21 protein-coding genes and 1 tRNA gene are annotated in these 23,877 nt (G+C 61.0%); 8 read left to right on the forward strand and 14 right to left on the reverse strand.

Translation table 11 applies throughout. The annotated features are described in order from the left end of the window. Positions 1–27: 27 nt before the first annotated feature. The 6 genes from HY795_03020 to HY795_03045 form a co-directional block, all read right to left on the reverse strand. Positions 28–234, reverse strand: a complete 207-nt coding sequence (locus HY795_03020) for a cold shock domain-containing protein (protein ID MBI4804185.1) — start codon at positions 232–234, stop codon at positions 28–30. 82 nt (positions 235–316) lie between these two features. Beyond that, a complete protein-coding gene (locus tag HY795_03025; protein MBI4804186.1) occupies positions 317–1,396 on the reverse strand; it encodes a cobalamin biosynthesis protein in 1,080 nt (359 codons plus the stop codon). A gap of 148 nt (positions 1,397–1,544) precedes the next feature. Continuing rightward, the gene (locus HY795_03030; protein ID MBI4804187.1) at positions 1,545–2,927 is read right to left on the reverse strand and encodes a Ni/Fe hydrogenase subunit alpha; all 1,383 of its coding nucleotides are present in this window, start codon (positions 2,925–2,927) and stop codon (positions 1,545–1,547) included. Positions 2,928–3,050: 123 nt separating this feature from the next. Then, positions 3,051–3,794: an NADH:ubiquinone oxidoreductase gene (locus HY795_03035; protein ID MBI4804188.1), complete on the reverse strand. Its 744-nt coding sequence runs from the start codon at positions 3,792–3,794 to the stop codon at positions 3,051–3,053. A gap of 8 nt (positions 3,795–3,802) precedes the next feature. Continuing rightward, positions 3,803–4,642, reverse strand: a complete 840-nt coding sequence (locus HY795_03040; GenBank protein MBI4804189.1) for an FAD/NAD(P)-binding protein — start codon at positions 4,640–4,642, stop codon at positions 3,803–3,805. Further along, the gene (locus HY795_03045) at positions 4,632–5,678 is read right to left on the reverse strand and encodes a 4Fe-4S dicluster domain-containing protein (protein ID MBI4804190.1); all 1,047 of its coding nucleotides are present in this window, start codon (positions 5,676–5,678) and stop codon (positions 4,632–4,634) included. The genes HY795_03040 and HY795_03045 overlap by 11 nt, the downstream gene beginning before the upstream one ends. A gap of 213 nt (positions 5,679–5,891) precedes the next feature. On the opposite strand from HY795_03045, the gene HY795_03050 reads away from it, so the two are divergent. After that, positions 5,892–6,635, forward strand: a complete 744-nt coding sequence (locus tag HY795_03050; protein MBI4804191.1) for a TVP38/TMEM64 family protein — start codon at positions 5,892–5,894, stop codon at positions 6,633–6,635. A 62-nt stretch (positions 6,636–6,697) separates the two neighbouring features. On the opposite strand, the gene HY795_03055 is transcribed toward HY795_03050, so the two are convergent. From HY795_03055 to HY795_03065, 3 genes are all read right to left on the reverse strand, one after another. Then, positions 6,698–8,269: a methyl-accepting chemotaxis protein gene (locus tag HY795_03055; protein ID MBI4804192.1), complete on the reverse strand. Its 1,572-nt coding sequence runs from the start codon at positions 8,267–8,269 to the stop codon at positions 6,698–6,700. Between the two features lie 147 nt (positions 8,270–8,416). Beyond that, entirely contained in the window at positions 8,417–8,893 is a 477-nt protein-coding gene (locus HY795_03060; GenBank protein ID MBI4804193.1) for a tRNA (cytidine(34)-2'-O)-methyltransferase, read from the reverse strand. A gap of 39 nt (positions 8,894–8,932) precedes the next feature. Continuing rightward, positions 8,933–9,008: transfer RNA gene (locus tag HY795_03065), tRNA-Val, on the reverse strand. A 125-nt stretch (positions 9,009–9,133) separates the two neighbouring features. Here HY795_03065 and rfbB point away from each other — a divergent pair. Both rfbB and rfbD read left to right on the forward strand, forming a co-directional pair. Further along, entirely contained in the window at positions 9,134–10,156 is a 1,023-nt protein-coding gene (gene rfbB / locus HY795_03070) for a dTDP-glucose 4,6-dehydratase (GenBank protein MBI4804194.1), read from the forward strand. Continuing rightward, positions 10,135–11,025, forward strand: coding sequence for a dTDP-4-dehydrorhamnose reductase (gene rfbD / locus HY795_03075; GenBank protein MBI4804195.1), 891 nt, complete (start codon positions 10,135–10,137; stop codon positions 11,023–11,025). The genes rfbB and rfbD overlap by 22 nt, the downstream gene beginning before the upstream one ends. 134 nt (positions 11,026–11,159) lie before the next feature. Here rfbD and HY795_03080 read toward each other — a convergent pair whose 3' ends face one another. The 3 genes from HY795_03080 to HY795_03090 form a co-directional block, all read right to left on the reverse strand. Further along, on the reverse strand, positions 11,160–12,545 hold the full coding sequence (locus HY795_03080) for an esterase-like activity of phytase family protein (GenBank protein MBI4804196.1): 1,386 nt from the start codon (positions 12,543–12,545) through the stop codon (positions 11,160–11,162). A gap of 198 nt (positions 12,546–12,743) precedes the next feature. Further along, positions 12,744–14,144 (reverse strand): sigma-54-dependent Fis family transcriptional regulator, encoded by a 1,401-nt coding sequence (locus tag HY795_03085; GenBank protein ID MBI4804197.1) that lies wholly within the window; start codon positions 14,142–14,144, stop codon positions 12,744–12,746. Next, positions 14,131–16,569, reverse strand: a complete 2,439-nt coding sequence (locus tag HY795_03090; GenBank protein MBI4804198.1) for a DUF3365 domain-containing protein — start codon at positions 16,567–16,569, stop codon at positions 14,131–14,133. Before HY795_03090 ends, HY795_03085 begins: the two co-directional genes overlap by 14 nt. 194 nt (positions 16,570–16,763) lie before the next feature. Here HY795_03090 and HY795_03095 point away from each other — a divergent pair, with 194 nt between their 5' ends. The 5 genes from HY795_03095 to dnaK all read left to right on the forward strand — a co-directional run bounded on the left by HY795_03095 (position 16,764) and on the right by dnaK (position 22,605). After that, positions 16,764–17,201, forward strand: coding sequence for a dual specificity protein phosphatase family protein (locus HY795_03095; protein ID MBI4804199.1), 438 nt, complete (start codon positions 16,764–16,766; stop codon positions 17,199–17,201). A 386-nt stretch (positions 17,202–17,587) separates the two neighbouring features. Next, positions 17,588–18,790 (forward strand): histidine kinase, encoded by a 1,203-nt coding sequence (locus HY795_03100; protein MBI4804200.1) that lies wholly within the window; start codon positions 17,588–17,590, stop codon positions 18,788–18,790. 113 nt (positions 18,791–18,903) lie between these two features. Continuing rightward, positions 18,904–19,944: a heat-inducible transcription repressor HrcA gene (hrcA, locus tag HY795_03105; protein MBI4804201.1), complete on the forward strand. Its 1,041-nt coding sequence runs from the start codon at positions 18,904–18,906 to the stop codon at positions 19,942–19,944. A 57-nt stretch (positions 19,945–20,001) separates the two neighbouring features. After that, the gene (locus HY795_03110) at positions 20,002–20,520 is read left to right on the forward strand and encodes a nucleotide exchange factor GrpE (protein ID MBI4804202.1); all 519 of its coding nucleotides are present in this window, start codon (positions 20,002–20,004) and stop codon (positions 20,518–20,520) included. Between the two features lie 165 nt (positions 20,521–20,685). After that, positions 20,686–22,605 (forward strand): molecular chaperone DnaK, encoded by a 1,920-nt coding sequence (gene dnaK, locus HY795_03115; protein MBI4804203.1) that lies wholly within the window; start codon positions 20,686–20,688, stop codon positions 22,603–22,605. A 94-nt stretch (positions 22,606–22,699) separates the two neighbouring features. Here dnaK and HY795_03120 read toward each other — a convergent pair whose 3' ends face one another. After that, on the reverse strand, positions 22,700–23,323 hold the full coding sequence (locus HY795_03120) for a hypothetical protein (GenBank protein MBI4804204.1): 624 nt from the start codon (positions 23,321–23,323) through the stop codon (positions 22,700–22,702). A 13-nt stretch (positions 23,324–23,336) separates the two neighbouring features. After that, a complete protein-coding gene (locus HY795_03125; protein MBI4804205.1) occupies positions 23,337–23,858 on the reverse strand; it encodes a C_GCAxxG_C_C family protein in 522 nt (173 codons plus the stop codon). Positions 23,859–23,877 lie beyond the last annotated feature (19 nt).

A 23,877-nucleotide genomic window follows, 5' to 3' on the forward strand; every position in this document is an offset into this window, starting at 1 on the left:
GGGTTCTTCTGACTGTTTGTAAGACAGTTAGGCAGTTTTGATCACGTTGGTGGCTTTCATGCCGCGTTCGCCCGTCACGGCATCGAAAACGACTTTCTCTCCTTCGCGCAAGGTGCGGAAGCCCTCGCCCTGGATGGAGGAATAGTGGACGAAGATATCATCCTCGCCATCGCGGGTGATGAAACCGTACCCCTTCTTGTCGCTGAACCACTTTACGGTGCCTTCCAGTGCCATAAGTCTCGCCCTCCTTGAAAATACTTCACGGCTTTTATTTCGGGCTTCGTGTGAAAAACGTCAAGCGCCCATAGGTAGGATTTCACGAAAAGGCGCACGCGAGAGTCGATAACAGTGCTTGAAATGATAAAACCATACCAATTCCGGCGACAAAGATCATCCTGAGCAGCGTTTTAAAGCGAAATATATCCCATTGTGAACCCGCAGGGCCCAACAACGGTTTTTCAACAGAGGTTCCAAAGTAGACAGCAGGACCACCCATGGATGCCCCGCACAGCCAGGCTGCGGCGGCCATGGGCCAGCCCGCGTTGGGGCTCGACATGGTCCGCGCATCCTGTTTGAACTTCAGTAACGCCTTGCCAGCGGGCAGCCTTAAAACGAAGCCGGACACTATCAGCGCATAAGCGGACAGCCTTGCCGGAATAAAGGCCAGCACATCGTCCGTGCGTGCCCCCGCCCAACCCAAATCGACAAAGCGTTCGGTTTTATATCCCCACATGGAGTCCATGGTGCTTACGCTTTTATAGAACCACAACAGTTGGGGACCGCCAAGAAAGAGATACGTAAGCGGCGCCACGAAGGCGTCGCAGAAGTTCTCGCTCACGGTTTCGGCCAGGGTGCGCCACAGGCCGGGTTCGTCCAGAACGGACGTGTCCCGGCTGACCAAAAAGGAGAGCTGACGGCGGGCCTCGTCCAGCTGCCCTGATTCAATGAGGTGCGATACGTTCCTGGCCTCGCGCAGGAGTTGGCCCAAGGCCAGGCCAGCGTAGGCGAAATAGAGGGAGAATAGCCAGCCGATGATCGGAAGTCTGGTCAGGAGCAACACCGCAAAGTAGGCGCCAAAACTGAGAAGTATGACCGCAAAAAGCCCGAAGAGGCGCTTTTGCATCGAAATCCGCCGGACCTGGAGGCTGGTTCGGGTCTCGGCTGACTTGTTGAGCTGGGAGGCGAGGGCGTCCTTTGCAGGGCTCCGCCCTGCACCCGCCGGGGGAAATGATTTCCCCCGGTCCCCCTCGCTGGGGGGAAAAAGAGAGTGGGAATACTTTTCCAGACGGTCCAGGGCGCGACCGATCAGCCGGACCGGATGCGGCCAGCCCTGAGGATCGCCCAGGGCCATGTCCAGGGCGAAGGCGATGAAAGGAAGTAGGAAGATGAAATCCATACGGCGAGGGGAGGATGCCCTCCCCTCGCCGGATCAGTCAAGTGAGCTTGCCCGCGTTCACACTGGAACAATGTGATGGTTCCGCGTGTATCGAACTCACCTCGGCACGGATGAACCGCTTGAACCGTAAACGTTCCGGTATCGGCTCTTACACACGCACAAACGTGACGAACGGCCCAGGCCGCTCGCCAGCCACGTCGATAAGATGCGTGGAGCACGAGATGCACGGGTCGTACGCACGCACCAGCATGGACAGCTTGAGCTCGATGTCCGCCTCTGAGAGCTTGGCCAGCCCCGGAGTCAGGGCCTCCATGTCGCGCTGGATGTTGGCGTGGTTCTGGTTGGTGGGGATAACGCAGTCCGCGTGCACCACGCGCCCCCGGTCGTCGTATTCGTAGGCGTGGAACAAGATGCCGCGCGGCACTTCCACGGCCCCCACCCCCTTGCCCGCCACTGGTTTGATCTGCGGCCTGGGTTCGTCGCGCACGCCCCGGGTGAGCAGCTTGTCGATAAGGCTTATGGAATCGTCCACGGAGTGCACGCATTCCACCATCTGGGCGATGGTGATCATGTAGGGGTTGTGGCAGGGAGCCTTCAATTTCAGCTTGCGTGCGGCTTCCTTGGCTCTGGGGGAAAGCATCTGGGAATTGACGTTGAAGCGGGCCAGGGCACCCACCATGTAGGTGTCCTCCGCTCCCCGGCACCATTTGGCCGTGGAGGTCGGGATCAGGTACTCCTTTGTCACGTTCAGGTAGAGCTGGGCCGGGCGCGGCTGGGCCTTGCTGGAGCCCACTTGCCCCCAATACAGGGCGTATTCGGTGGGGGAAATCAGGGCCACATATTCCGTGGGCCTGGCAAAAGCCGGCACCTTGTCAAGCACGGCGGCCAAGAGATCCACCACCGCATCCAGCTTGGGCCGAGTTTCTTCAAGGGATTGGCGCAGCTTTGCCAGCTCCGGGGCGGTGGGGACCTTGGCCATCCCCCCGGGGACGAACCGCTGCGGATGCGTGGTGCGTCCGCAGATCTGGGCGGAGAAGTCGTTGGCCACGCGTCTGGCGCCTATGAGCGTCAGCAGTTCCTTCCTATGGGTTGCGGCCAAAGGGATGACCGACGGCGCGCCAACGAAATCGGGCAATGCCAGATAGCCTATGTGCAGAAGGTGGCTCTGCAGATTTTCGGCGTGCAGGGCCAGCTTGCGAAGAATAAGCGTCTGTTCCGAGACCTGGACGCCCAGGGCGTCCTCCGTGGCCTGAAGGCTGGCCAACTGATGGCCTATGGAGCAGATGCCGCAGATTCGCGAGGTGATGTGGTGGATGTCCTCGAAGCTCTTGCCCAGGACCATGGCCTCAAAAAACCGTGGCGCCTCAGGGACTTCCCAGCGGCAAGACGTCACTTTACCCGACTCGTCTATCTCCGCGACAATGTTTCCGTGACCTTCCACCCTGGTGAGATGATGGACATTCACCCGCTTCGGCCCGCCCGGAACAGGAGCGGCCTTGCTCTCCTGCTTTACTTTCTGAGTCTTCGCCATGTCGTATACCTCGTGGCGGCCTGGCCGCCTGACTTCCGTTCACGCCCCCCCATTGAAGTTTTTTGGACGGGGGGCCTGGGGGGAGACCTTTTGTTCACAAAAGGTCTCCCCCCAGAATTATTCCTACAGCGGCGCGCTGGTGTCGCCCAGGAAGAAGCGCATCAGGTCCTGCACGTGCTTGCGGTCGAACCCGTGCTGGTCCATGACCTCGCGGGCGGCGTCCAGGTTGGCTGACGGGGCCAGCCCCCGGCATCCCCAGCACTGGGCTCCTTCGGTGACGCAGCAGGCGTTACATCCGGCCCGGGTGATGATGCCCAGGCACATGCGCCCCAGATGGTAGCGGCAGACGTTGCCGGCCTTCTTGCACTCGACGCACACCGGGTAGTCGGGCAGCCAGGGCACGCGGCCTAAGAGCATCTCCTTGACGATGCGTGCGAACTCACCCCTGTCTATGGGGCAGCCGTGGATCTCCACGTCCACCTTGACCACGGCCTTCAAGGGCCTGGCTTCGTAGGTGGGATACCAGCGGGCCCGGGTGCCGTAGACGTTCTCGGAATACACGTCGCGCCCCAGGAAGTTCTTGATGCAGTTGACCCCGCCGATGGTGGCGCAGGCCCCAAGGGCCACGAGCACCTTGGCATTGGCGCGTATCTCCTTGAGCCTGGCCTCGTCCTGGGGCCTGGTGATGGACCCTTCGACGAAGGCGATGTCGTAATTGTCCGAATGACCGGTGTGGACCTCGCGGAAGCTGACCACCTCGACATGTTCGAGGATGTCCAGGAGCTTTTCTTCCAGGTTGGCCACCTGGAGCTGGTCTCCCTCGCAACCCGCGAAATCGAAAAAGGCGATTTTGGGCTTGGCTGCCATGGGACCTCCTAGATGGCCTCTTCAAGGGTCTCGATGTCGGTGTAGGCGAACACTGGGCCGTCCACGCAGGTGGACAGGCCGTTTATCTGGCAGTGACCGCACTTGCCCAGGCCGCACTTCATCTTGCGTTCCAGCGACACGTAGATGCGCTCGCCCCTGATGCCCATGTCGCGGCATTCGGAAATGACGAAGCGGTACATGATGGGCGGGCCCACCATGGCCACGTACGTCTGGGACGGGTCCATCTCCACCTTGGGCAGAAGTGTGGTGATGACGCCCACGTTCCCGGTCCAGGCCGGGTCCGGCTGATCCACGGTTTCAAGCACTTCCACGTCCCCACGGGCCGAAATCTCGGCCAGTTGGTCCACGAAGATGCGTTCCTTGGGGTTCCTGGTGCCGATAAGAACCACGATCCGCCCGAACTCGTCGCGGTGGCGCAGCTGGTAGTGCAAAAGGCTGCGAAGCGGGATGTAGCCGAGCCCGCCCGCGATAAACAGGGTGTCCTGGCCAACGAACTTCTGAATGGGAAAGAACGAGCCGTATGGCCCGCGCACGCCCACCTTGGCTCCAACCTCCAGACGGTGCAGGGCCTCGGTGAGGGTTCCGGTGCGGCGAACGGCCAGCTCGAAGTTGCCGGACTGTTTAGTGGGGGGGGAACTGACCGAGAAGGGGGCCTCGCCCACGCCGAAGATGGAGAGCATGATGAACTGGCCCGGCCTGTGGGCCAGGATGCGCCCGTCGTCGAAGGCGAAGGTGAAGAGGGTGACGAAGTCCGAGAGTTTGGACTTCCCAACCAGTGTGGCGGGCTTTGGCACATAGGGGGAAAAGGATTTGGGCTTAGTCAGCATTGGCCTGGTCCTCCCAGAGTGCGTTGAAAACTTCGCGGGGGTTGGCGATACGGGCCGTGCAGGCTCTCACGCAGCGGCCGCAGCCTACGCAACCCAATTCACCGATCTTGTCGCTTATGTATTTGCCTTTTCGCATGTAGCGGTGGCGGTACCGCTCCAAAGCCTTTGTCCTGAAGTTATGGCCTCCGGCCACGGTGGCGAAGTTCACCAGCATGCAGCCGTCCCATTCGCGGAAACGCCTGCCCGTCTTGAGGGTTTCGTCCGCTTCCTCGGAGACGTTGAAGCAGTAGCAGGTGGGGCAGACCACGTTGCAGGAACCGCAGGCCAGGCACAGTTCCGCTTTTTCCCGCCAAACGCCTGCGTTCCACCCCTTTTCCATAAGCTTCGGGGTGTGACGCCAATCGAAGTTCAAACGGTTGGACCGGGAGAGATCCATGACCTTCTGGTGGGCCTTGCGGGCCGCCTCCCTGTCACCGGCCGTGGCGGCAGGGAGAGGGCCGCGGGCCAGCAGGAGTTCCTCGCCTTTGACCGACCCCACTTCCACCATGAAGTTGGCCGGGCTTATGCGGGTGAAGTGAAGGTCGTAGCCGTGGCTGACCACATCCGCGCCGATGGTGGACCAGAAGGCGGTGTCCGCAACCCGTTGGGGCTCCATGGCCATGACCACGGTAGCCTCGCGCCGGGCCATGTAGTTGCGGTCCGGGGCACCGGCCTCCATGAGCTGGTCGAGCTGGTTCACGGCGCGAACATCGTAGGGGTGGACCCCGAAGAGGATCTGCTTGGGGTCTTCAAAGACCGCCTGGGCCTCGTAACTGGCCAGATCGAAGGTGAGGAGATCTTCGCTTGGAGGGAGAAAATAGCGTTTGAGAGTGTTGTAGGCCAGGTCGTAATCGAAGGCGATCTCCGTGCCTTCGCGCCACGGAGCGAAGTCGTAATGGCCTCCTTCGGCGGCCACCGGGACGTACACGTCATATTCCTTCCGCCACCAGGCCATGAGCGGCGGAAGTTGTTCCATGTGGAGGCAATAGGCTGTCATCATTCCTCCGGTTGGGGCGGTCCCTTACAGGGCCGCCGGGCTGGGTATGGCAGGATGGACCTGTGTAGCGGTCTTCGCCAGAAGCGGCAAGCGGAGTGAAAAAAATAACGAATGAATTCGAGCGGGAAGATGGGCTCTGGCGCTTGCCAACCCTGGTATGACGCATGATACAGGTTTAGTAACCGTCATGAACGCAGGGTCCGCATCAATACCATGCTCACCAGGATTCAGATAAAGCTCAAACGTCTGGCCGCCGTAGTACCCGTTCTGGCGGGCGCTTTGGCCATTACCGCGCTCTTGAGCCTGATCGCCTGGGCGCTCTTGCCCTACGCCCCCCCCGGACTGAACGACTTTGTCGCCAACTTCGCCAACGAAGGTTTCGAGGCCCACAAGAACGAACTGAAAAACTGGTTCGACGGCTTTGGCGATAGCGCTTTCTGGATGTTCCTGGGCTTGCAGTTCCTGCAGGTCATGGTGGCGCCCATTCCAGGGCAGCTGATCGGCATCACCGGAGGATTCGTCTTCGGTTTTTGGAAAGGGTTGTGCCTAAACGTTGCCGGAAACATGCTCGGTTCTTTCACAGCGATGCTCATGACACGCTTTCTGGGCGAAAAAGTGATGCGACCCTTTGTCCCGGCCTCGATACAGGAAAGATTCGATGGCGCAGTCTCGCGCGGGGGCCTCGAGAATTTTTTCATGCTCTTTCTGCTCCCGGGAACGCCCAAGGACTCGATTTGTTTTATGGCCGGGCTGACCAGACTCAATCTCTGGGCCCTTCTCGGGGTGAACACCCTGGGCAGGTTGCCGGGCCTGGCAGTGCTCACTTTCACCGGGGCCGGACTCGACTACGACTTGGCCACGGTGCAATGGGTCTTTTCGGCTGGCCTGGCCCTGGCCTTCGTCGTGTGGCTCTTCGACGAGGAGTTGAAGGAGCGCCTGAGGCGCTTGGGAGCATAGGGCAAGAAAAAGGCCGGGACGCAGCAGCAACCCGGCCTTGGCTTGTTCAAGCTTCGAGCAATTCAGGAGCTGAGTGAGCGGATAGCCCCCTGGAGTTCACTGGCCAGGCGCGACAGGGCTTCGACTCCGCCCGCGGCCCCGGTCATTTCCTGGGCGGTCTCCATGGAGACCCTGCGCACGTCTTCCACGGCGCGTGCGATCTCGTCGCTGGCGGCGGATTGTTCCTCGGCCGCGGCCGCAATGGAGCGCACCTGATCGGAGGTGGCCACCACCAAGGCAACGATCTGTTCCAGAGACTTTCCCGACTCTCCGGCGAGGGAAGTGGCCCTCTCCACGGCCTGGGCCGCCTGGCCCGTGCCGTTTATGCTTTCACGCACCCCGCTCTGGATGGCGCCTATGGATTCGCCCACTTCCTTGGTGGCGGTCATGGTTTTCTCAGCGAGCTTTCGCACCTCGTCCGCCACCACGGCAAAGCCGCGTCCGGCTTCGCCGGCACGGGCGGCCTCGATGGCAGCGTTCAGGGCCAAAAGGTTGGTCTGGTCAGCGATGTCGGAGATGACACCCATGATGCGCCCGATTGCCTCGGCCTGGCCAGAGAGCCCATCCATGCTGTTCTTGAGGGTGGCGGTGAGTTTCTCCACTTGGCGGATGGCCTCCACGGACCTCTCCACCACCTTCTCGCCCTCCAGGGCCTGGGCCTGGGCTTCACCCGCACGCTCCGCGGCGCTGCCGGCGTTTCGGGCCACTTCCAGTACGGTGGAATTCATCTGCTCCATGGCGGTGGCGGTTTCCTCGGTGCGTTTGCTTTGAAGCTCCGCTCCCCTGTTGGCTGCCTCCACCTGCGAGGCCAGGGCATTGCTGGTCTGGGCCAGGCTGGCCGATATTTCCTCGACCATTCTCACGGCGTTCAAGATGCTCTCACCTTGGCAGGTGATCTGCTCCTCCTTGCGCCGGATTTCGGTGTAATCCAGATACATGCACAGGCCGCCGCTGACCTTGCCGTCCAGGTCGTGCAGCGGGGAAAGCGCCGCCTGTATGAAGCGGGTGTTGTTCTTTAGGTTCTTGAACTCCACATCCCGCACCACTCCTTCGTTCTTTTCCATAATGTCCACGATGAGGGCCTTACGGTTGCGGTCGCCGTAAAAGAACTCGGAGAAGAACATGCCGACGTAGTCCGAGGGCTTGCCATCGCGCTCCAGCATGTCGAGCGCCATCTGGTTGCAGAAGGTGAGATGGCCCTTGATGTCCACCAGGGCGTAAGGGATGAGCACTGCCTCGGTGAAGCCGCGCCAGTTGCCGATGGTGAGTTTGAGCTGGCTCAGTATGGCTTGGAGCGAATCCTCCAGGGCACCGATCTCCGCCACTTGGCACGATGGCAGTTCCACCTTGAAGTTGCCCTTGGCCACTTCAAGGAGGCATGAATTCACCGCGGAGAGGGTTTGGGAGACCCCTGCAAACAAGAACAGACCCAGTCCCAATCCCAGGGCCAACCCCGCTCCCCCGGCGGCAAGAGAGGCCGACATCCCGCTCAAACCCAAAATCTTTTCCGCCAGGACAAGACAGGCCAGGGTCAACAAGGGCAGAGCGCAGCCCAAAAGCAACGCCCTGGCGCGAATGGAAAGAGCTGAAGTCATAGCAACACCTCGTGGAGCTTTCTTATGGCCGGGAGGTACACCCCGGCGGGGATGTCATACGAAGCAATAGAGTACACTTTCAGCTTAAAAAAAAGAAAAAAAATGCTGAAAAGCCCAATTTGGGGGTCCAATGGTTCCGCCCAAGGATCAAATGGATTGGCCGGGCAGCCCATTCGTGGTTCGCAGAGCTTCGTAAAGCAGGACGGAAGCAGCATTGGCAATGTTGAGCGAGCGAACGCATCCCCAAATGGGAATACGTACCATGTTTGTCTGCCCTATGATGAGCTCTTCGGGAAGCCCCGTGCTCTCGGAGCCGAAAACTATGGCGTCGTCCGGGGTATAACGAAACTGGTGGTACTGCGTGCCCAGCATGCCCCTGTTGCCCGACGAGGTGAACACCAGCCGCGCAGGCGAAGCGCCTTCCAGATAGTCGCTCCAACCGGGCCAGACCGAAAGTTTCACATGTGGCCAGTAGTCCAGGCCGGCGCGTTTGAGATAGCGGTCCGTGAGCTTGAAGCCCAGTGGCTCAATCAGGTGCAGGGGAGTGTCCGTAGCCGCGCAGAGCCTGGCGATGGACCCGGTGTTCTGGGGAATCTCTGGGGAATGAAGTACTATGTTTATCATAACGAAAGCCCCGCTGGCGCGGGGCTTAGGGGCTTTCGGTGGTGGGCGGTCGGGGATTTGAACCCCGGACTTCCACCGTGTGAAGATGGCACTCTAACCGCTGAGTTAACCGCCCGTCGGCGTGAATAGGTAAATCCCACCTCCTTGGCAAGCACTTTTTTACACATTGATTCCATTCCCGGTTTGAGGCAGGAAGACCCCGGGGCTTTCCCCCACATCACGCTCCAAGAAGGTCTATCCATGCGACTTCTCGTAACCGGCGGGTGCGGATTCATCGGCACCAACTTCGTGTACATGATGCTTAAGAAGCATCCGGACATGGTCATCGTCAACTTAGACAAGCTGACCTACGCCGGAAACCGCTTCAACCTGCTGCCCATTGAACAAAGCCTTGGCGGAAAGCGCTATCATTTCGTGCATGGCGATATCGCCAACGCCGAACTGGTGGCCCATATCATCACCGACCACAAGATCGACGCGGTAGTAAACTTTGCGGCCGAATCCCACGTGGACCGCTCCATCGCGGACTGCAACCCCTTCATACTGACCAACGTCCTTGGCACCCAGGTGCTTTTGGACACCGCCCGCCGCCTGGGCATACCCAAATTCGTGCACGTATCCACGGATGAGGTTTACGGAACCCTAGGCCCCGAAGGCAAATTCACCGAACAGACCCCGCTGGCGCCAAACAGCCCCTACTCCGCCTCCAAGGCCTCGGCGGACATGCTGTGCCGCGCCTTTTTCGAAACATACGACTTCCCGGTGACCATCACCCGCTGTTCCAACAACTACGGGCCCTTCCAGTTCCCGGAAAAGCTTATTCCACTGATGATCATGAAGGCATCGCGGGGTGAATCCCTGCCCGTGTACGGCGACGGCATGAACGTTCGCGACTGGATATTCGTCACCGACCACTGCCGCGGCGTGGAGCTGACCCTTCTTTCCGGCAAGCCTGGCCAGGCCTACAACTTCGGAGGCAATGCGGAAAAACCCAACATTGAAGTGGTCAAAACCATCCTCAAAGCCCTGGGGCAGCCCGAAGACCTGATCTCCTACGTCAAGGACCGCCCCGGACACGACCGCCGCTACGCCATGGACTACTCCCTGGCTGCGCGCGAGCTTGGCTTCGAACCCGAGTACACCTTCGAACGCGGCATCGCCGAGACCCTGGAGTGGTACAAGGCCAATACCTCCTGGATGGAACAGGTCCAGAGCGGAGCCTACCTCACCTTCATGGACAAATGGTACGAGGAACGCCAGTGAGCAGCCGCGTCACCGTGCTGGGCGGGCGGACCGGGCTTCTGGGAGTTCCCCTGGCCCGGGCCTTCGATGCCGAGGGTTTTGAGACCGAACCTCTGGGCCGTGCCGACTTGGACATCTGCGACCCGGTGGCAATGAGCAAATACCTGGACGAATTTCGTCCGGACTGGCTGGTCAACGCCGTGGCCTACACCGCCGTGGATCTGGCCGAGGACGAACCACAGGAGGCAGCGCGCTTAAACAAAACCCTTCCCGCCATGCTTGGCAGGCTCTGCGCCGACAGGGGAATAGGGCTTTTGCACTTCAGCACGGATTTCGTATTCAACGGGAAAAAGAGCACTCCCTATACCGAGGACGACCCTGTGGGGCCTGAGAGCGTTTACGGGCAGTCCAAACTCGATGGCGAAAAAGCCCTTATGGCCCTTGCCCTGCCGCGCCTGATCATCGCCCGGGTGGCCTGGCTTTTCGGACCGGGCAAGAAGAATTTCGTGCGCACCATCCTGAACCTCGCCAAGGACCGCAGCGAGCTCAAGGTGGTGCACGACCAGATCGGCTCTCCATCCTACACCCTGGACCTGGCCGACTATTCCGTGGCCCTGGTGAAGGCCGGAACACCCGGACTCTTCCATCTGGCCAACGCGGGCCGGGCCAGCTGGTGCCAACTGGCCAGCGAAGCAGTGGCCGCGGCCGGGTACGAGTGCCAGGTGCTGCCCATCACCAGCGCCGACTATCCCCTAAAAGCCACGCGCCCTGCCTACTCCGTACTGGACACCACCAAGTTCTCCGAGGCCACCGGGGTCGCGCCCAGACCCTGGCTGCAGGCCCTGCGCGAATACGTGTACGCCGAGCTGGAACCCGGCGAAGCCGAATAATTCGTCCCCATATTGTTCAATACAAAGGCCGTGGAAAACGTTTTCCACGGCCTTTCTTGTTAACGAATGCGGGCCTGTCCTCCTGAAAGCACCACCTAAGCGTCAGGCCTGCTTAACCCCCAACATCTTGTTCATTAGTAATCTGCGGCTTTCTTGGGCAACGTCGCCACCCACAGCCTGGGGATTTCCCGGGTCGGGCGTATGCCCAGTACCGCCTTGCTGGGCTGCCCCTCGAAGAGGAGCCTCCCGTCCGCCCCAAGCTGATACTTCGTCGGATCAAGCACCGGTTTGCCGTCCGGTCTCACGGAACTATCAGCTATGGGGACTTCCAATCCGAAACCATGGCCACTCATCACCGCCAGAGTGCGTCCGTCCGACAAGAGGGTCATGCTCTCGGCGAATGCCCCGGTGAACCCCGCCGCGTGGAGATCCAGAACCATGGTTTTGCGGGCGAGCTTCAAATCCTGCTTCCTCCATTGGGCCTTTTCTCTGAGGACTTCAGGCGGCTGGCGAGCGTCGTTGTAAACCTTGTTGATGTTGTGGGTCTGGGTCAGGTCCACGGAGAAAACCAGGCTGCGGGACTTGCCGCTCTTGTCCACTCCCTGCTCCAGCACAAGCAGACGTTTGTCCGCGAAGGCCACCACCTCGCCCGTGGACACCGCGGCAGGATCCGGGAAGGTTTCGTCGTCAATGGGGTAGGGCAGTTGCCGCACGCGCTCGGTGTCAGGATCGAATTCGATGATTCGGCTAAATATCGCGGGTTTTTCCTCCACAAAAAGAACTCCCCGCATGATGGTGTAGACCTTGCCAGTGGGGCTTATGCTCGTGCCCGAGAAACCCCAGCCAGCCCGGCGGGTGGCCAGGTAGTCCTCCAGGCCGCTGCCCGGGGCAAGTGCGATGAGAGTGCGGCCATCCCTGGGTGAAACGCGAAGCAGAGCCGGACGGTACCCGTCCGCCACCCAGAAGACCCCGCGTTTGGCATCGTAGGCCACACCCTGGGGATCCACTCCGTGTTTGTCGAATTCCAGGCGCTTGAGCGCAAGATCAAGCGGCAACTCGACCTGGCCGCCATGCACGGTTGGCGCGGGCGGAATCCCGCGCAGCGGGTTGCCGTCTTCATCCTTGAGCGCCAGCATGCCAAGCACTTCGGCCTTGTTTCCCGTAAGCTTCATGGTGGCGATGGAGGGTGTGAAACCAGGCAAAATAAATACGGACGAGGGCGCCAGAGCACCCTGCCCGGGAACCATGGGCCCTTTGACGGTTGGTCCGCGCCCGGTGAGCGTATTAAGGACCATGGACCCGTCGGCCTGGGCCTGGGCGCAGTTCAGGCCGAATCCGAGGCCCGGCAGAAAACCATTGGGAAATTGCCCGCGAAGATATTCCGGCACCGGAACCATCATGGCTTGCGGGACGATGACTTCCGGGGAGCGCACCTCTGGCGCCTGCGCACTCGCCGGGAGGCAAAACACCGGAAGAACCCAAGCAGCCAGGATCAGGCACAATAAGAAATGCGACGCCATCCTGGTCTCCTTAACCTGCCCTGAAGCGGCGGGAAGAATTACTCGGTGACAACCGGTGAGCAAACCCGGCCATCGCTCACGGCAACTGCCAACAAGGCGTATTTGAGACAGCCTGATGCGGCCCCATAACGCACAGTTACATTCAGAAATCATCCGCAACACGAATGCCGGCCAGTCAAAACGCCCTGGCCGGGCCTGTCAGGACTTGAATTCCTGGGCTTCAATTCCTAACCTTTTCAATATCTTCTGTAAACTCGCCCGTTCGAGCCCGCTCACCCTGGCCGCCTCGGAGACGTTCCCACGGGTACGACCCAGCAGTTGGTCAACATAGGCCCTGGTGAAAGCTTCCACGGCCTGATTTTTGGCATCCTGGTAGCTGCCCAGGATGCACGCGGGCGGGGCAACCGTTATGCCCGCTCCCGCGTCAACGGTCCTGGCCGTGGGAGCGTCGATGACGTCGCCCGGGGAAAACACCACCAGACGACGCATGAAGTTCAAAAGCTCCCGCACGTTTCCGGGCCACTCTCTGCCGGCCAGATACCCAAGGGCGTCCGGGGTGAGCTCTTTCTCCGCGAGGTTCATCTCCTTGCAGGTTCGCTTGAGGAAATGGATAGCCAAAAGGGGCACATCTTCCCGGCGTTCGCGAAGGGTTGGAGTTTGGATGGTCAGCACGTTCAGGCGGTAGAAAAGATCCTCACGAAAGGACCTGTCCCTGATCTTCTCCTCCAGGTGCTGGTTGGTGGACGCGATGATGCGCACGTCCACCTTCACGGTCTCGCTGCCGCCTACCGCACGCACCTCCCGCTCCTGCAGCACCCGCAGGAGCTTGGTCTGGATGTTCATGGGGATATCGCCGATCTCGTCCAAGAGAATGGTCCCGCCTTCCGCAGCCAAGAAAAGGCCCTTGCTGGACCGCTCCGCTCCGGTGAAGGCCCCTTTCACATGGCCGAAAAGCTCCGATTCCAGAAGCTGCTCCGGGATGGCCGGGCAGTTTACCGACAACATGGGACCGTCGTTTCGCCCGCTCAGGCGGTGGATGGCCCTGGCCACCACCTCCTTGCCCGTTCCCGATTCCCCTTGGATGAGAACCGTGTAGTCCGACCCGGCCACCGCTGATATGGTCTGCTTGAGCCGTATGACGCTTGACGATTCGCCGATGAGCTCGCGCCAGGTTTCCGCTTCGGCCACGGATTCGCGCAGCCTTCGGTTCTCGGTGATGAGCCGCATGCGCTCCAAGGCCTTGTCCAGGGTCAGAAACAGGTTGTCCGGTTCCACCGGCTTGGTGATGAAGTCGTAGGCACCGGCCTTGAGGGCCGCCACGGCCGAGCTCACGTCGCCATGCGCGGTGAGCATCACCACTGTGAGCATGGGGTTGCGGGCGTGGGCCCGTTCCAAAAGCTCCTGCCCGCTCATGCCGGGCATGCGCAGATCCGTGAACATGAGGTTCGGAATCTTCTCGTCCAGAAGGGCCAGGGCCTGAGCGCCGTCGTGGGCCTGTATGATGTCCAGCAGCGGATGGCGCGAGCTGATAAGCCGCGCCAGGCCCTTGGTGAAGTCCGGTTGGTCGTCCACTAGCAGAATCGATTCAGGCCGCTTCACGTTTCGTCTCCTGGGTTCCGGCCAGCGGGAGCCGGACGATGAATTCGGCCCCGCCGTCGCTTACGGCTTCCACGCTGCCCCCCATGTCGTTCACTAGCCCGAAGACCACGGCAAGCCCAAGCCCGGTGCCCTTGCCCACTTCCTTGGTGGTGAAGAACGGATCGAAGATACGCCCCAGATTTTCAGGGGGGATGCCCGGTCCGTTGTCCGCCACGCGAAGGACAGCCAAGCCGTCTTCCACGCCGGTGCTCACCTTGATGCTCCCACCTGTGGGGCTCACCGCGTCCAGGGCATTGATGAGCAGGTTGGACAATATCTGCTCAAGCGAAGTGATGTCCGCCCGGACTTCCGGCATGCCTTCCGGCGCGTCCACTTCCAGGCTCACCCCTTCGGCCGAGGCCTGGGCCTGGAAGACGCCCGCCGTTCTGCGGGCCACAACAACCAGGTCACAGGTGCCGTCCGCGCCCTTCTTGGGCCTTACGAAGTCCAAAAGGTCCCGCAGCACCTTCTGGGCCTGGCGGGTGTGGCGCAGAATGACTTCAACGTCTTCACGGCTCTCCTCCTGGCCGGCGGATGCCTTGAGCAGTTCCCCATAGAAAAGGATCACCCCCAGGGGATTGTTGATTTCGTGGGCCAGACCCGCAGCCAACCGGCCCACTGCAACGAGTTTCTCGTTCTGCTGGGCCAGCTCCTGCATGCGCCTTTCTCCCGTTACCTCGCGGGCATAGGCCACCAGACGCCCTCCCCTGCCCCGGTATTCCGGCAAGGGATAGAGCGATACCAAAAACGTCCTGTCGCCGGGCAGCTTCACTTCCCGAACCAGAGGGCCGGCCAGCACGAAGTCCGGCAGCGGCTGTCCGGGAACTATTCCCAGAGACTGCCGCAAGCTCGTGGTCGCGTCCCCCGCGCTTCGTGCACCGGAGGCCGACAGCTGCCTGGCCGATTCGTTGGCCAGCACCACCTGACCTTGGCCATCGAGCAGGGCCACCGGATCGCTTATCCCCTCGAATACGGCGTGCAGCAGGTCGTTCTGGCGGATAAGGTTGTCCAAGGCGTCCATGTTCTCCATGACCACGCCAAGTTGTTGCCCTACCGCCAGGAGCACTTCCCTGGGCATTGGGTCGGGCAGGTTCTCTTTGGTCCAGCACAGGGTAAGCATGCCGTGGGCAGCGCCTGAAGTCTGCACCGGAATATAGGCGCAACCGTCCGTGAACACCGTTTCCCCACGGGCGGCCATCCTCTCCCAGGACTGCGGCATGGGAGCCTGGCCGTCCTGATCCGGCCAGGAATAGGAGGCACCGGCGGACATGGTGCAGCAATAGGTCACCCTGTGCGCGCCGAATCTCTTGCCTATTAACCCCAGGCAACCGTCCAGAATCTCCTTGCGATCCCTAGTGTGATTCAAGCCATTGAGCAAATTGACGAAGAGCCCCACATCCGCCCTTCGGGCTTCCGCTTCCCGGCTCAAATCTCTGGTGCGTCCTTCCACCATGCCTTCAAGGTTGGATGCGTAGGACTGCAACTGCCACCTGGCCTGCCTCAGGCTTTCCGCGAACTGCTCCATGGACGCCAGCATGAGCTCGATCTCGTCCTTGGATTTATCCAGGGGGTGAGGTTTGGGTGCGATGGCCGCCTCGCTGGCAGCCTCCGGGAAGTGGCGGCCCATGAGCGACAGAGCGCGGTGAAGGTTGTGCACCACCAGACGGTTGAAGAAAACGTAGATGGAAGCGAACAAGCACAGGGTGCCAACGCTGAACATCAGCACGAAACCAAGCGTGGCTCCCTGAATGCGCATGGCAGTGGCCTGCATGGGCAGCACCACCACATGAGCCCCGGCAAGTTCGCCTTCCTTGCGGTTGAAGCCGCGCTCCGTGCCGAATGTCTCGATGAGGTCCTTGGGAGCCTGGGCCGGGTCTCCGTGGCAGCGCAGGCAGAATCCCTGGTAGCGGACCGGCTGGGCCATGACCAGGTATTCATGACCCTGCTCCTTGATGAAGGCTTCCCCCCATTGCTGGTAAGGGTCTGCGTTGAAGCGTTCGATGAAATCGCGTTCCAGGCCCACGGCCTCCAGGTCCGGGCTGCGCGCTCCGATGGCCACTCGTCTGAAGCGGTAGTCTCCATGTGCTTCCTGGCCGGAGGGTCCCATGGCGGCCCGGGCCAGAGCCGTGCAGGACATCGCCTCGAGAAGCCCCTGGTCCTCAAGGAGCGTCCCGGTGATCACGGGGCGGAGATTGTCCTGCACGTAGGCGTGCAGGGACTCCACACCCCGCAGGATGACCTGAGCCTTGCCCCTGGCTTCCTGCTCCAGGGTCTCACGCAGATACTGCTGCAAGAGGTACACGAAGAATATCCCGATGACCGCCATAATCGCCGCCAAGCCCAGGATGAACTTGGTCTGGAGGTTGCGGGGCTTGAATATGTTCATCGTTTTGCTGTCCTGAGTCGCCGCTTGAAGCGGCAACACGATTTGGTTCGCGCGTCACAGTGAAGCCGGTCTTGACGGACTGCCTCCGTCGGGACACTGTCGTCAGCATGGACGCCAGCAGCGAAACTCCACGCACCTGCTTGGACGACGGCTACGAAATCTTCTGGGCCACCCCTGAGGTGGCTGTGGGAGCTATGCCCTGCAAGCCCGGCCACCTGAAACTGCTTCATGCCCACGGCATCAGCGCCGTGCTCAACTTGTGCGCCGAGTTTTGCGATCTGCCTGACATCGAGCGCGATCACGGCCTGCACGTTCGCTACCTGCCCATCGACGACATGGGCGTGCCCGATCCAGGCCTGCTGGACGACGCATTGGCCTGGCTGGACGAGCAACTGGCGCACGGCGGCAAGGTCTTCATCCACTGCCGCTTCGGCATGGGCCGCACGGGCACGGTGCTGGCCTGCTGGCTGGCCCGCCGGGGGATATGCCTGAGCCAGACGGCTGGCTGGCGGGCAACCCCAGTTTCACATGAGCAGCACCGTTTCGTCAGAAGTTACCTGAACCGCCTGGGAATAAGCCCCCAAACAAACGGTCTGTGGAAGCATCTCAAAGCCTGCCTCTTTGGAAACTGAGTTTCCCAGAATGCATCCTTAAGAACGCACCCTGCAAACTCAGGTACGCAAAAGAACGATTCTCTGTCCATCTCTATTTTTAGTAGAACAATGATTTCAAAGTGTTAACCAAAACGACCCACATTGGCATCCACTTTGCTTAATGAGAATCGGGTTGGTTGTGGTGGGGGATGCCGCGAGAATTAGAGCGCTCGCGGAAGTCCTTCACTCGAGTCGAGCGCATCCGGCCTCCCGCCGGGCCTCTTCCCTCAGGGCAGGGCCGCGAAGGTGACGACCTTCGCGGCCCTATATTTTCACTTGCCTTTCTGAAACCCTGCTTTATCCTTCTCTAATACATGTCGCCGCTAGCCAAAGATATCAGCCAGGCCTGCCGTTTCGAAAACCGTGTGGACATCCGTTGCGAACTGATGCGCCTTCTTGAAGACGCACCGGACGCCGTGCGAGTGGCTGTCCTGCACCTTATGGTTTCCTTGAAAACGAGCCTGGACGTCCTGGTCAAACGTCCGGACTTCCAGGACGTTGCAAAACCCGTCCGCAACTGGGCGGAACTGCTCACCGGGCTTACGGAACTTCGCCTGGACTTAGACAGGATAAAATCTTCCCGCCTGGCCAGGCTGCGCCATTGCCACCCCCATTTCATACAGCTCGAACACCGCTTTGAACTCCTTAAGCGCGCCTACGAGTCTTCCACGCTCATGATCGAAATCATCTACGCCCTCATCGCGGCCGGACAGGAGTTCACCACTGCCGAGGAAGTTCTGGAGCAGTCCGGTGAGATCCTGCTCCGAGAGCTGGGGGCGGACCTGTACGTCTGCCGCCTGCGGGACGACGAAGGCAGCTGGATCAACGTGGCGGCCAACGACTCCGAAGACAAGCAGACCCCCATCTTCGTCTGGGCCATGGAGGATTCGCTCCCCAACCACCCGGTCATGCAGGCTGTGCACGAACGGGGCATCTTTCACGTTCTTTCCAACGACCTGCGCGGGCTGGAACGCGGAGGAGAATCCGTGGACTGCATGGCCTACCACGAGGGCTACCGCTCCCGCCTGGCCTTTTTGCTCCGTACCGACTGCGAGGCGTTCGGCGCCATAAACCTCTATTCGCACCAGCCCGGTTTTTTTGACCGCTTCGATTCGCAGTTCCTGGCGGACGCCTCCAAGATCGTTTCCCTCACCGTGGGCCGCCAGCTTGAGGTCGGCAAGGACGCCCTGGCCAAGGCGGCGGGCGGCATGGCCCACGTGGGCAACAATGTGCTGGGCATCATGATGAATTACAACTCCCTGGTCATGGAGGAGCTGGAATACCTCTCCGGCGAAGTGAAGTCCGCCCTGGGGAGGACCCTTCCGGACAGAGACGTGGAAGGCCTGGCCCGCGAGATCGCTTCCCTGCGCAAGCTGCTCATCGAGCTGGACCTGGACCGCAAGGTCAATTCCCTCCAGGGAGTTGCCGAGGCCATCCTGCGCTTGAAGGCCGCCATCGAGAACCTGCTTTCCCAGGTGAACAAGCCCGTGCTCATGCCCTATGTGCGCGGCCAGGAAGTGCTCGACCTGGAGCCTTCCCACTCCCTGCCTGCCGGCCACCCGACTTAAGCGGCGGCGCCCCAAGGGCGCGTCAACCCGGCCCTGGTTCACGACCGCCGTCTTGACAGCACCGCCCACCGTTGTTAGCTGTTTGGCACTCTCAAAAGACGAGTGCCAAAACCATGCGGGACACCCCACTCTTCCAGCGCGAACTCGAAGTCCTCACGGCCATCGTGGAGGACTACGTAGCCAAGGCTCAGCCCGTGGGGTCTCGAACCGTGTCCAAAACCGGGCAGGTGCAACTCTCCCCTGCCTCAATCCGCAACACCATGTCCGATCTCACGGAGAAGGGCTACCTTGAGCAGCCGCACACCTCCGCCGGCCGGGTGCCCACGGCCAAGGCATTCAGGCTCTACCTGGACCAGGTGATGCAGCTTCGCCCCCTGCCCCGCCCGGTCAAGGAAATGATGGCAGCTTCCCTGGGCCAGGCCGGACTTGAGATCGACGACATCCTCCGGCACGCTTCCCGGGTTCTGTCCACCGTATCCAAGCAGGTGTGCATGGTTTTGGCCCCCAGGCACTCCATGGCCCGCTGGCGCCAGATAGATTTCGTGCTGCTTCGCCCGGGCCTGGTCATGGCCATACTGGTGCTCCAGGGCGGGTTGGTACAGAAACGCCTGGTTGCGGTTGACGACGGCATCACTGCGGACGATCTGGTCCACTTCGGCAATTACCTGAACCACCACTTCCAGGACCTCACCGTGGCCGAGGTGCGCACCCGTATCATCGCCGAAATGGCCGCAGCCGAGAGGGAGCTCTCCAACCTTACAGGCCGGGCCTTGACCCTGGCCATGGACACCTTTTCTTTTTCCGAATCCCCGGAGATGTATGTGGAAGGCACCCTCAACATGCTCTCCCAGCCAGACTTCTCCGACGTGGGAACCATGCGCGAGGTGCTCAAGGCCCTGGAAGACCGCACGCGCCTTCTGGAAGTTCTGGACAAGACCATGGCTCAATACCGGACCGTGATCGTGCTGGGCGAGGAAGCCCAGGTGACGGATCTGGCCGGATGCGGACTGGTTACTTCCCCTTACGGCGGCCAGGGAACCCCCATGGGAGCCGTGAGCGTTTTGGGTCCCCTGCGCATGGACTACGCCGAGGTGGTGCCGCTGGTGCACTACACGGCCCAGCTCATCACCAGCATGCTGGGCAAACATTTCTAATACCTGGTTTTCCTACTATCAGCTGACGATACGGATGCCTATTTTAAGGAGCGAATAATGACGCCTGATAAAGATATCCCCGATGCCTCCGACACCCCTGCGGAAGCCAAGCCGCTCACGCCCGAGGAGGAGATCGACCGCCTCAAGCTGGAAGTTGCGGCCGAAGCGGACAAGCGTTTGCGCGCCCTGGCCGAGGCGGACAACCTCAAGAAACGGTTGATCAAGGAGAAGGAGGAGTTCGTGAAGTACGCTGCCGAAGGCGTTCTCTCCGACCTCCTGCCTGTGCTTGACAACCTGGACCTGGCCCTGGCCCACGGCCGCAGCATCGCTGCCTGCAAGGACGTGGTGATGGGGGTGGACATGACCCGAAAGGTCTTTCTGGATATTCTGGCCCGCCACGGTCTGGAGGCCTGCGGCCAGCAGGGCGAGGAATTCAACCCCGAGGTGCACGAGGCCGTCGGCATGCAGCCGGGGGGCGAGACTCCCCCGAATCATGTGCTTCAGGTGATGCAGGCGGGCTATCGTCTGCGCGGCAGGCTGCTCAGGCCCGCCAAAGTGCTGGTAAGCCAGGGTTAAGGCTCTCCAAAGGACGAAAAATACCGCAAGCCCCCTTTACACTTCGGAAATGCGCCTTATAGTCGGGACCTGAACGCGCCCGCTAGCCGGGCGCTTCGCACGTCGACACAATCCGGTTCCATACGCGACACCGGCTGACATCTACCCCAAGGAGGAACGGATTTCATGGGCAAAATAATCGGGATCGACCTCGGCACGACCAACTCGTGCGTCTATGTCATGGAGGGCAAGGACCCGAAATGCATAACCAACCCTGAAGGCGGGCGCACCACGCCCTCCATCGTCGCCTTCACCAAGGAACGTCTGGTGGGCGAAATCGCCAAGCGCCAGGCAGTCACCAACCCGGAGCGCACCATTTTCGCGGTGAAGCGCCTCATGGGCCGCAGCTTCGACACCCCCGAGGTGGCCGAATGGCTGAAGCACTGCCCCTATAAGATCGTTTCCGGCGCCAACGGCGACGCTGCCGTCGAAGTGGACGGAAAGCGCTACTCGGCGCCCGAGATATCGGCAATGATCCTGGGGAAACTGAAGTCCGACGCGGAAGCCTATCTGGGCGAAACCGTCACCGAAGCGGTCATCACCGTTCCGGCCTACTTCAACGACTCCCAGCGTCAGGCCACCAAGGACGCCGGCCGCATCGCTGGCCTTGACGTCAAGCGCATCATAAACGAGCCCACCGCCGCGTCCCTGGCCTACGGGTTCGACAAGAAGGCCAACGAAAAGATCGCCGTGTTTGACTTGGGCGGCGGCACCTTCGACATCTCCATCCTGGAAGTGGGCGACAACGTCGTGGAAGTGCGCGCCACCAACGGCGACACCTTCCTTGGCGGCGAGGACTTCGACCATCGCGTCATCCAGTACTTGGTGGACGAATTCAAGCGCGAGAACGGCATCGACCTGTCCCAGGACCGCATGGCCCTGCAGCGCCTCAAGGAAGCTGCTGAAAAGGCCAAGAAGGAACTCTCCACCTCCATGGAGACCGAGGTCAACCTGCCCTTCATCACCGCTGACGCCAATGGCCCCAAGCACATGATGGTCAAGCTCTCGCGCGGCAAGCTCGAGAAGCTGGTGGAAGACCTGATCGAACGCACCGCTGGTCCCTGCAAGAAGGCCATGGCTGATGCCGGGCTTACCGCTTCCGAAATCGACGAAGTCATCCTGGTTGGCGGCATGACCCGCATGCCCATGGTGGCCCAGAAGGTGAAGGAACTCTTCGGCAGGGAGCCCAACCGTTCCATGAACCCCGACGAGGTTGTGGCTATGGGCGCGGCCATCCAGGGCGGCATCCTGGCCGGCGACGTCAAGGACGTGCTGCTTCTGGACGTGACTCCGCTGTCGCTTGGCATCGAGACCCTGGGCGGCGTGTTCACCAAGCTGATAGAGCGCAACACCACCATCCCCACCCGTAAATCGCAGGTGTTCACCACCGCGGCCGACAACCAGCCCTCGGTGTCCATCCACGCCATGCAGGGCGAGCGTCCCATGGCCGCGGACAACATGACCCTGGGCCGCTTCGAGCTCACCGGCATCCCCGCCGCCCCTCGCGGCGTGCCGCAGATCGAAGTCAGCTTCGACATCGACGCCAACGGCATCGTGAACGTATCCGCCAAGGACACCGCCACGGGCAAGCAGCAGTCCATTCAGATCACCGCCTCCTCCGGCCTTTCCGAAGCCGAGATCCAGCGCCTGATCAAGGACGCCGAATCCCACGCGGACGACGACAAGAAGAAGCAGGAAACCATTGAGGCCAGAAACCACGCCGACACTTTGGTCTACACCACGGAGAAGAGCCTGCGCGATCTTGGCGACAAGGTGGACGCGGTGACCAAGGGCGAGATCGAGGCCAAGTGCGAGAAGCTGAAGGAACTCATGAAGGGCGAGGATGCCGAGGCCATCAAGAAGGCCACGGAGGAACTCTCCCAGGTGGCCCACAAGCTGGCCGAAAAACTCTACCAGCAGCAGGGCGCTCAGCCCGGCGGCCCGGAAGCGGGCGGCCCCGGCGCAGGTCCCGAGGGCGGGCATCCTGGTGGCCACGCCAAGGACGAGGATGTGGTCGACGCGGACTACACCGAAGTGAAGAAATAAACGCAGCCGCGAAGAAGAATACAAAAGCCCGGTCGGAGATCCTCCGGCCGGGCTTTACTCTTTTGCCCACACAGAAAGAGACCTGCCGGCCACGTCACTTCCTGCTTATGCTCACCACGGCCCAGGTTTCCTTGTCCGACAACCCTTGAGCGTGGTACTTCACGCTCCCCAGGCCGCTTATCTCCTTGAACAGCGCCTGATGGTTGCTCACTATCCCCATGGGGCAGCTGAACAGGCAGATCAGGCAGCCGCTGGATCCGGGCCGGGTTGCCGTGTTCAGGTTGCCACCGAAGCGCATATCAATGTCGCGCCCCCCTGGATCTTTAATCAACTCGTTGATATCCATGGTTTTTGTCACTCCCTCCACGGTCACCATGATCCGGAGGGAATCGCCTTCCACCTGGGTGGTGTGCCAGTTTTGCATGGTCATGTTGTCACCGGCCTTGAAGCCGAGCAGGACCATGGCGTCGTAAAACTGCCTGGGGGTGATGTAGCCTTTAAACAGAGCCTTTTCCGCGTATTCCCCATCTTTGAACACCGCGAAATGCTGGAGAATGTCTCCCGTTTTCCTGGGATTAAGCTCGGCCAGAAAGGAAAGGGTTCCCGTCGCCACGTCCACTGTGAGAGGCATTTGCGGAGAGAGGCCCCTGGGCAGTTCCCCGGCCCAAGCTGGAAGGGCCAGCAGACAAATGCCCAGGGCAAGGACAATGCGTTTCATAATCGTCTCCGGATTATCCGAGCTTGTCCGCCAAGCGGCGCAGAAGAGACGCCAGCCGGGAACGGCGGCGAAGGCGAGGATGGTGCGCGCCGCCGGCCAATTCGGGCAGGCGTTCAAGTATGAGCCTGGCTGCCAATTCCGTGCCGTAGCGGGTAAGCCCCGAACATTTCGCGAAATGCTTGGCCGGCACGGCCTTGACCGGCTTGGTCAGGACCCGGCAGCAGGAAGAACCGTGATCGGCTTTGAACTTATCGTGCAATATTTTAGATGCTTCCCGGACCGTTGTTGGCGGCAAACTCCGTGATAAAAACCACGACGTGGCCATAACCGCCCCGGCCAATGCCCCGCAGATGCATCCCGCCTTTCCCAGACCCTCGCCGAACCCCATGGCCAGACCACGCGCCTGCTCGCGGTCCAAGCCGCCACCCAGGCCATCGTTCAACACCGTCATGATGGATTCGGCACAGTACATTTCACGGCTCAAGAACAGGGCCTCGGCCCTTTCGGCCAAGGCGTGTATCAGTACGTCACTCATGGAAAACCTGTTTGGCAGG

The organism is Desulfovibrio sp., from assembly GCA_016208105.1.
Taxonomy (GTDB): domain Bacteria; phylum Desulfobacterota; class Desulfovibrionia; order Desulfovibrionales; family Desulfovibrionaceae; genus Fundidesulfovibrio.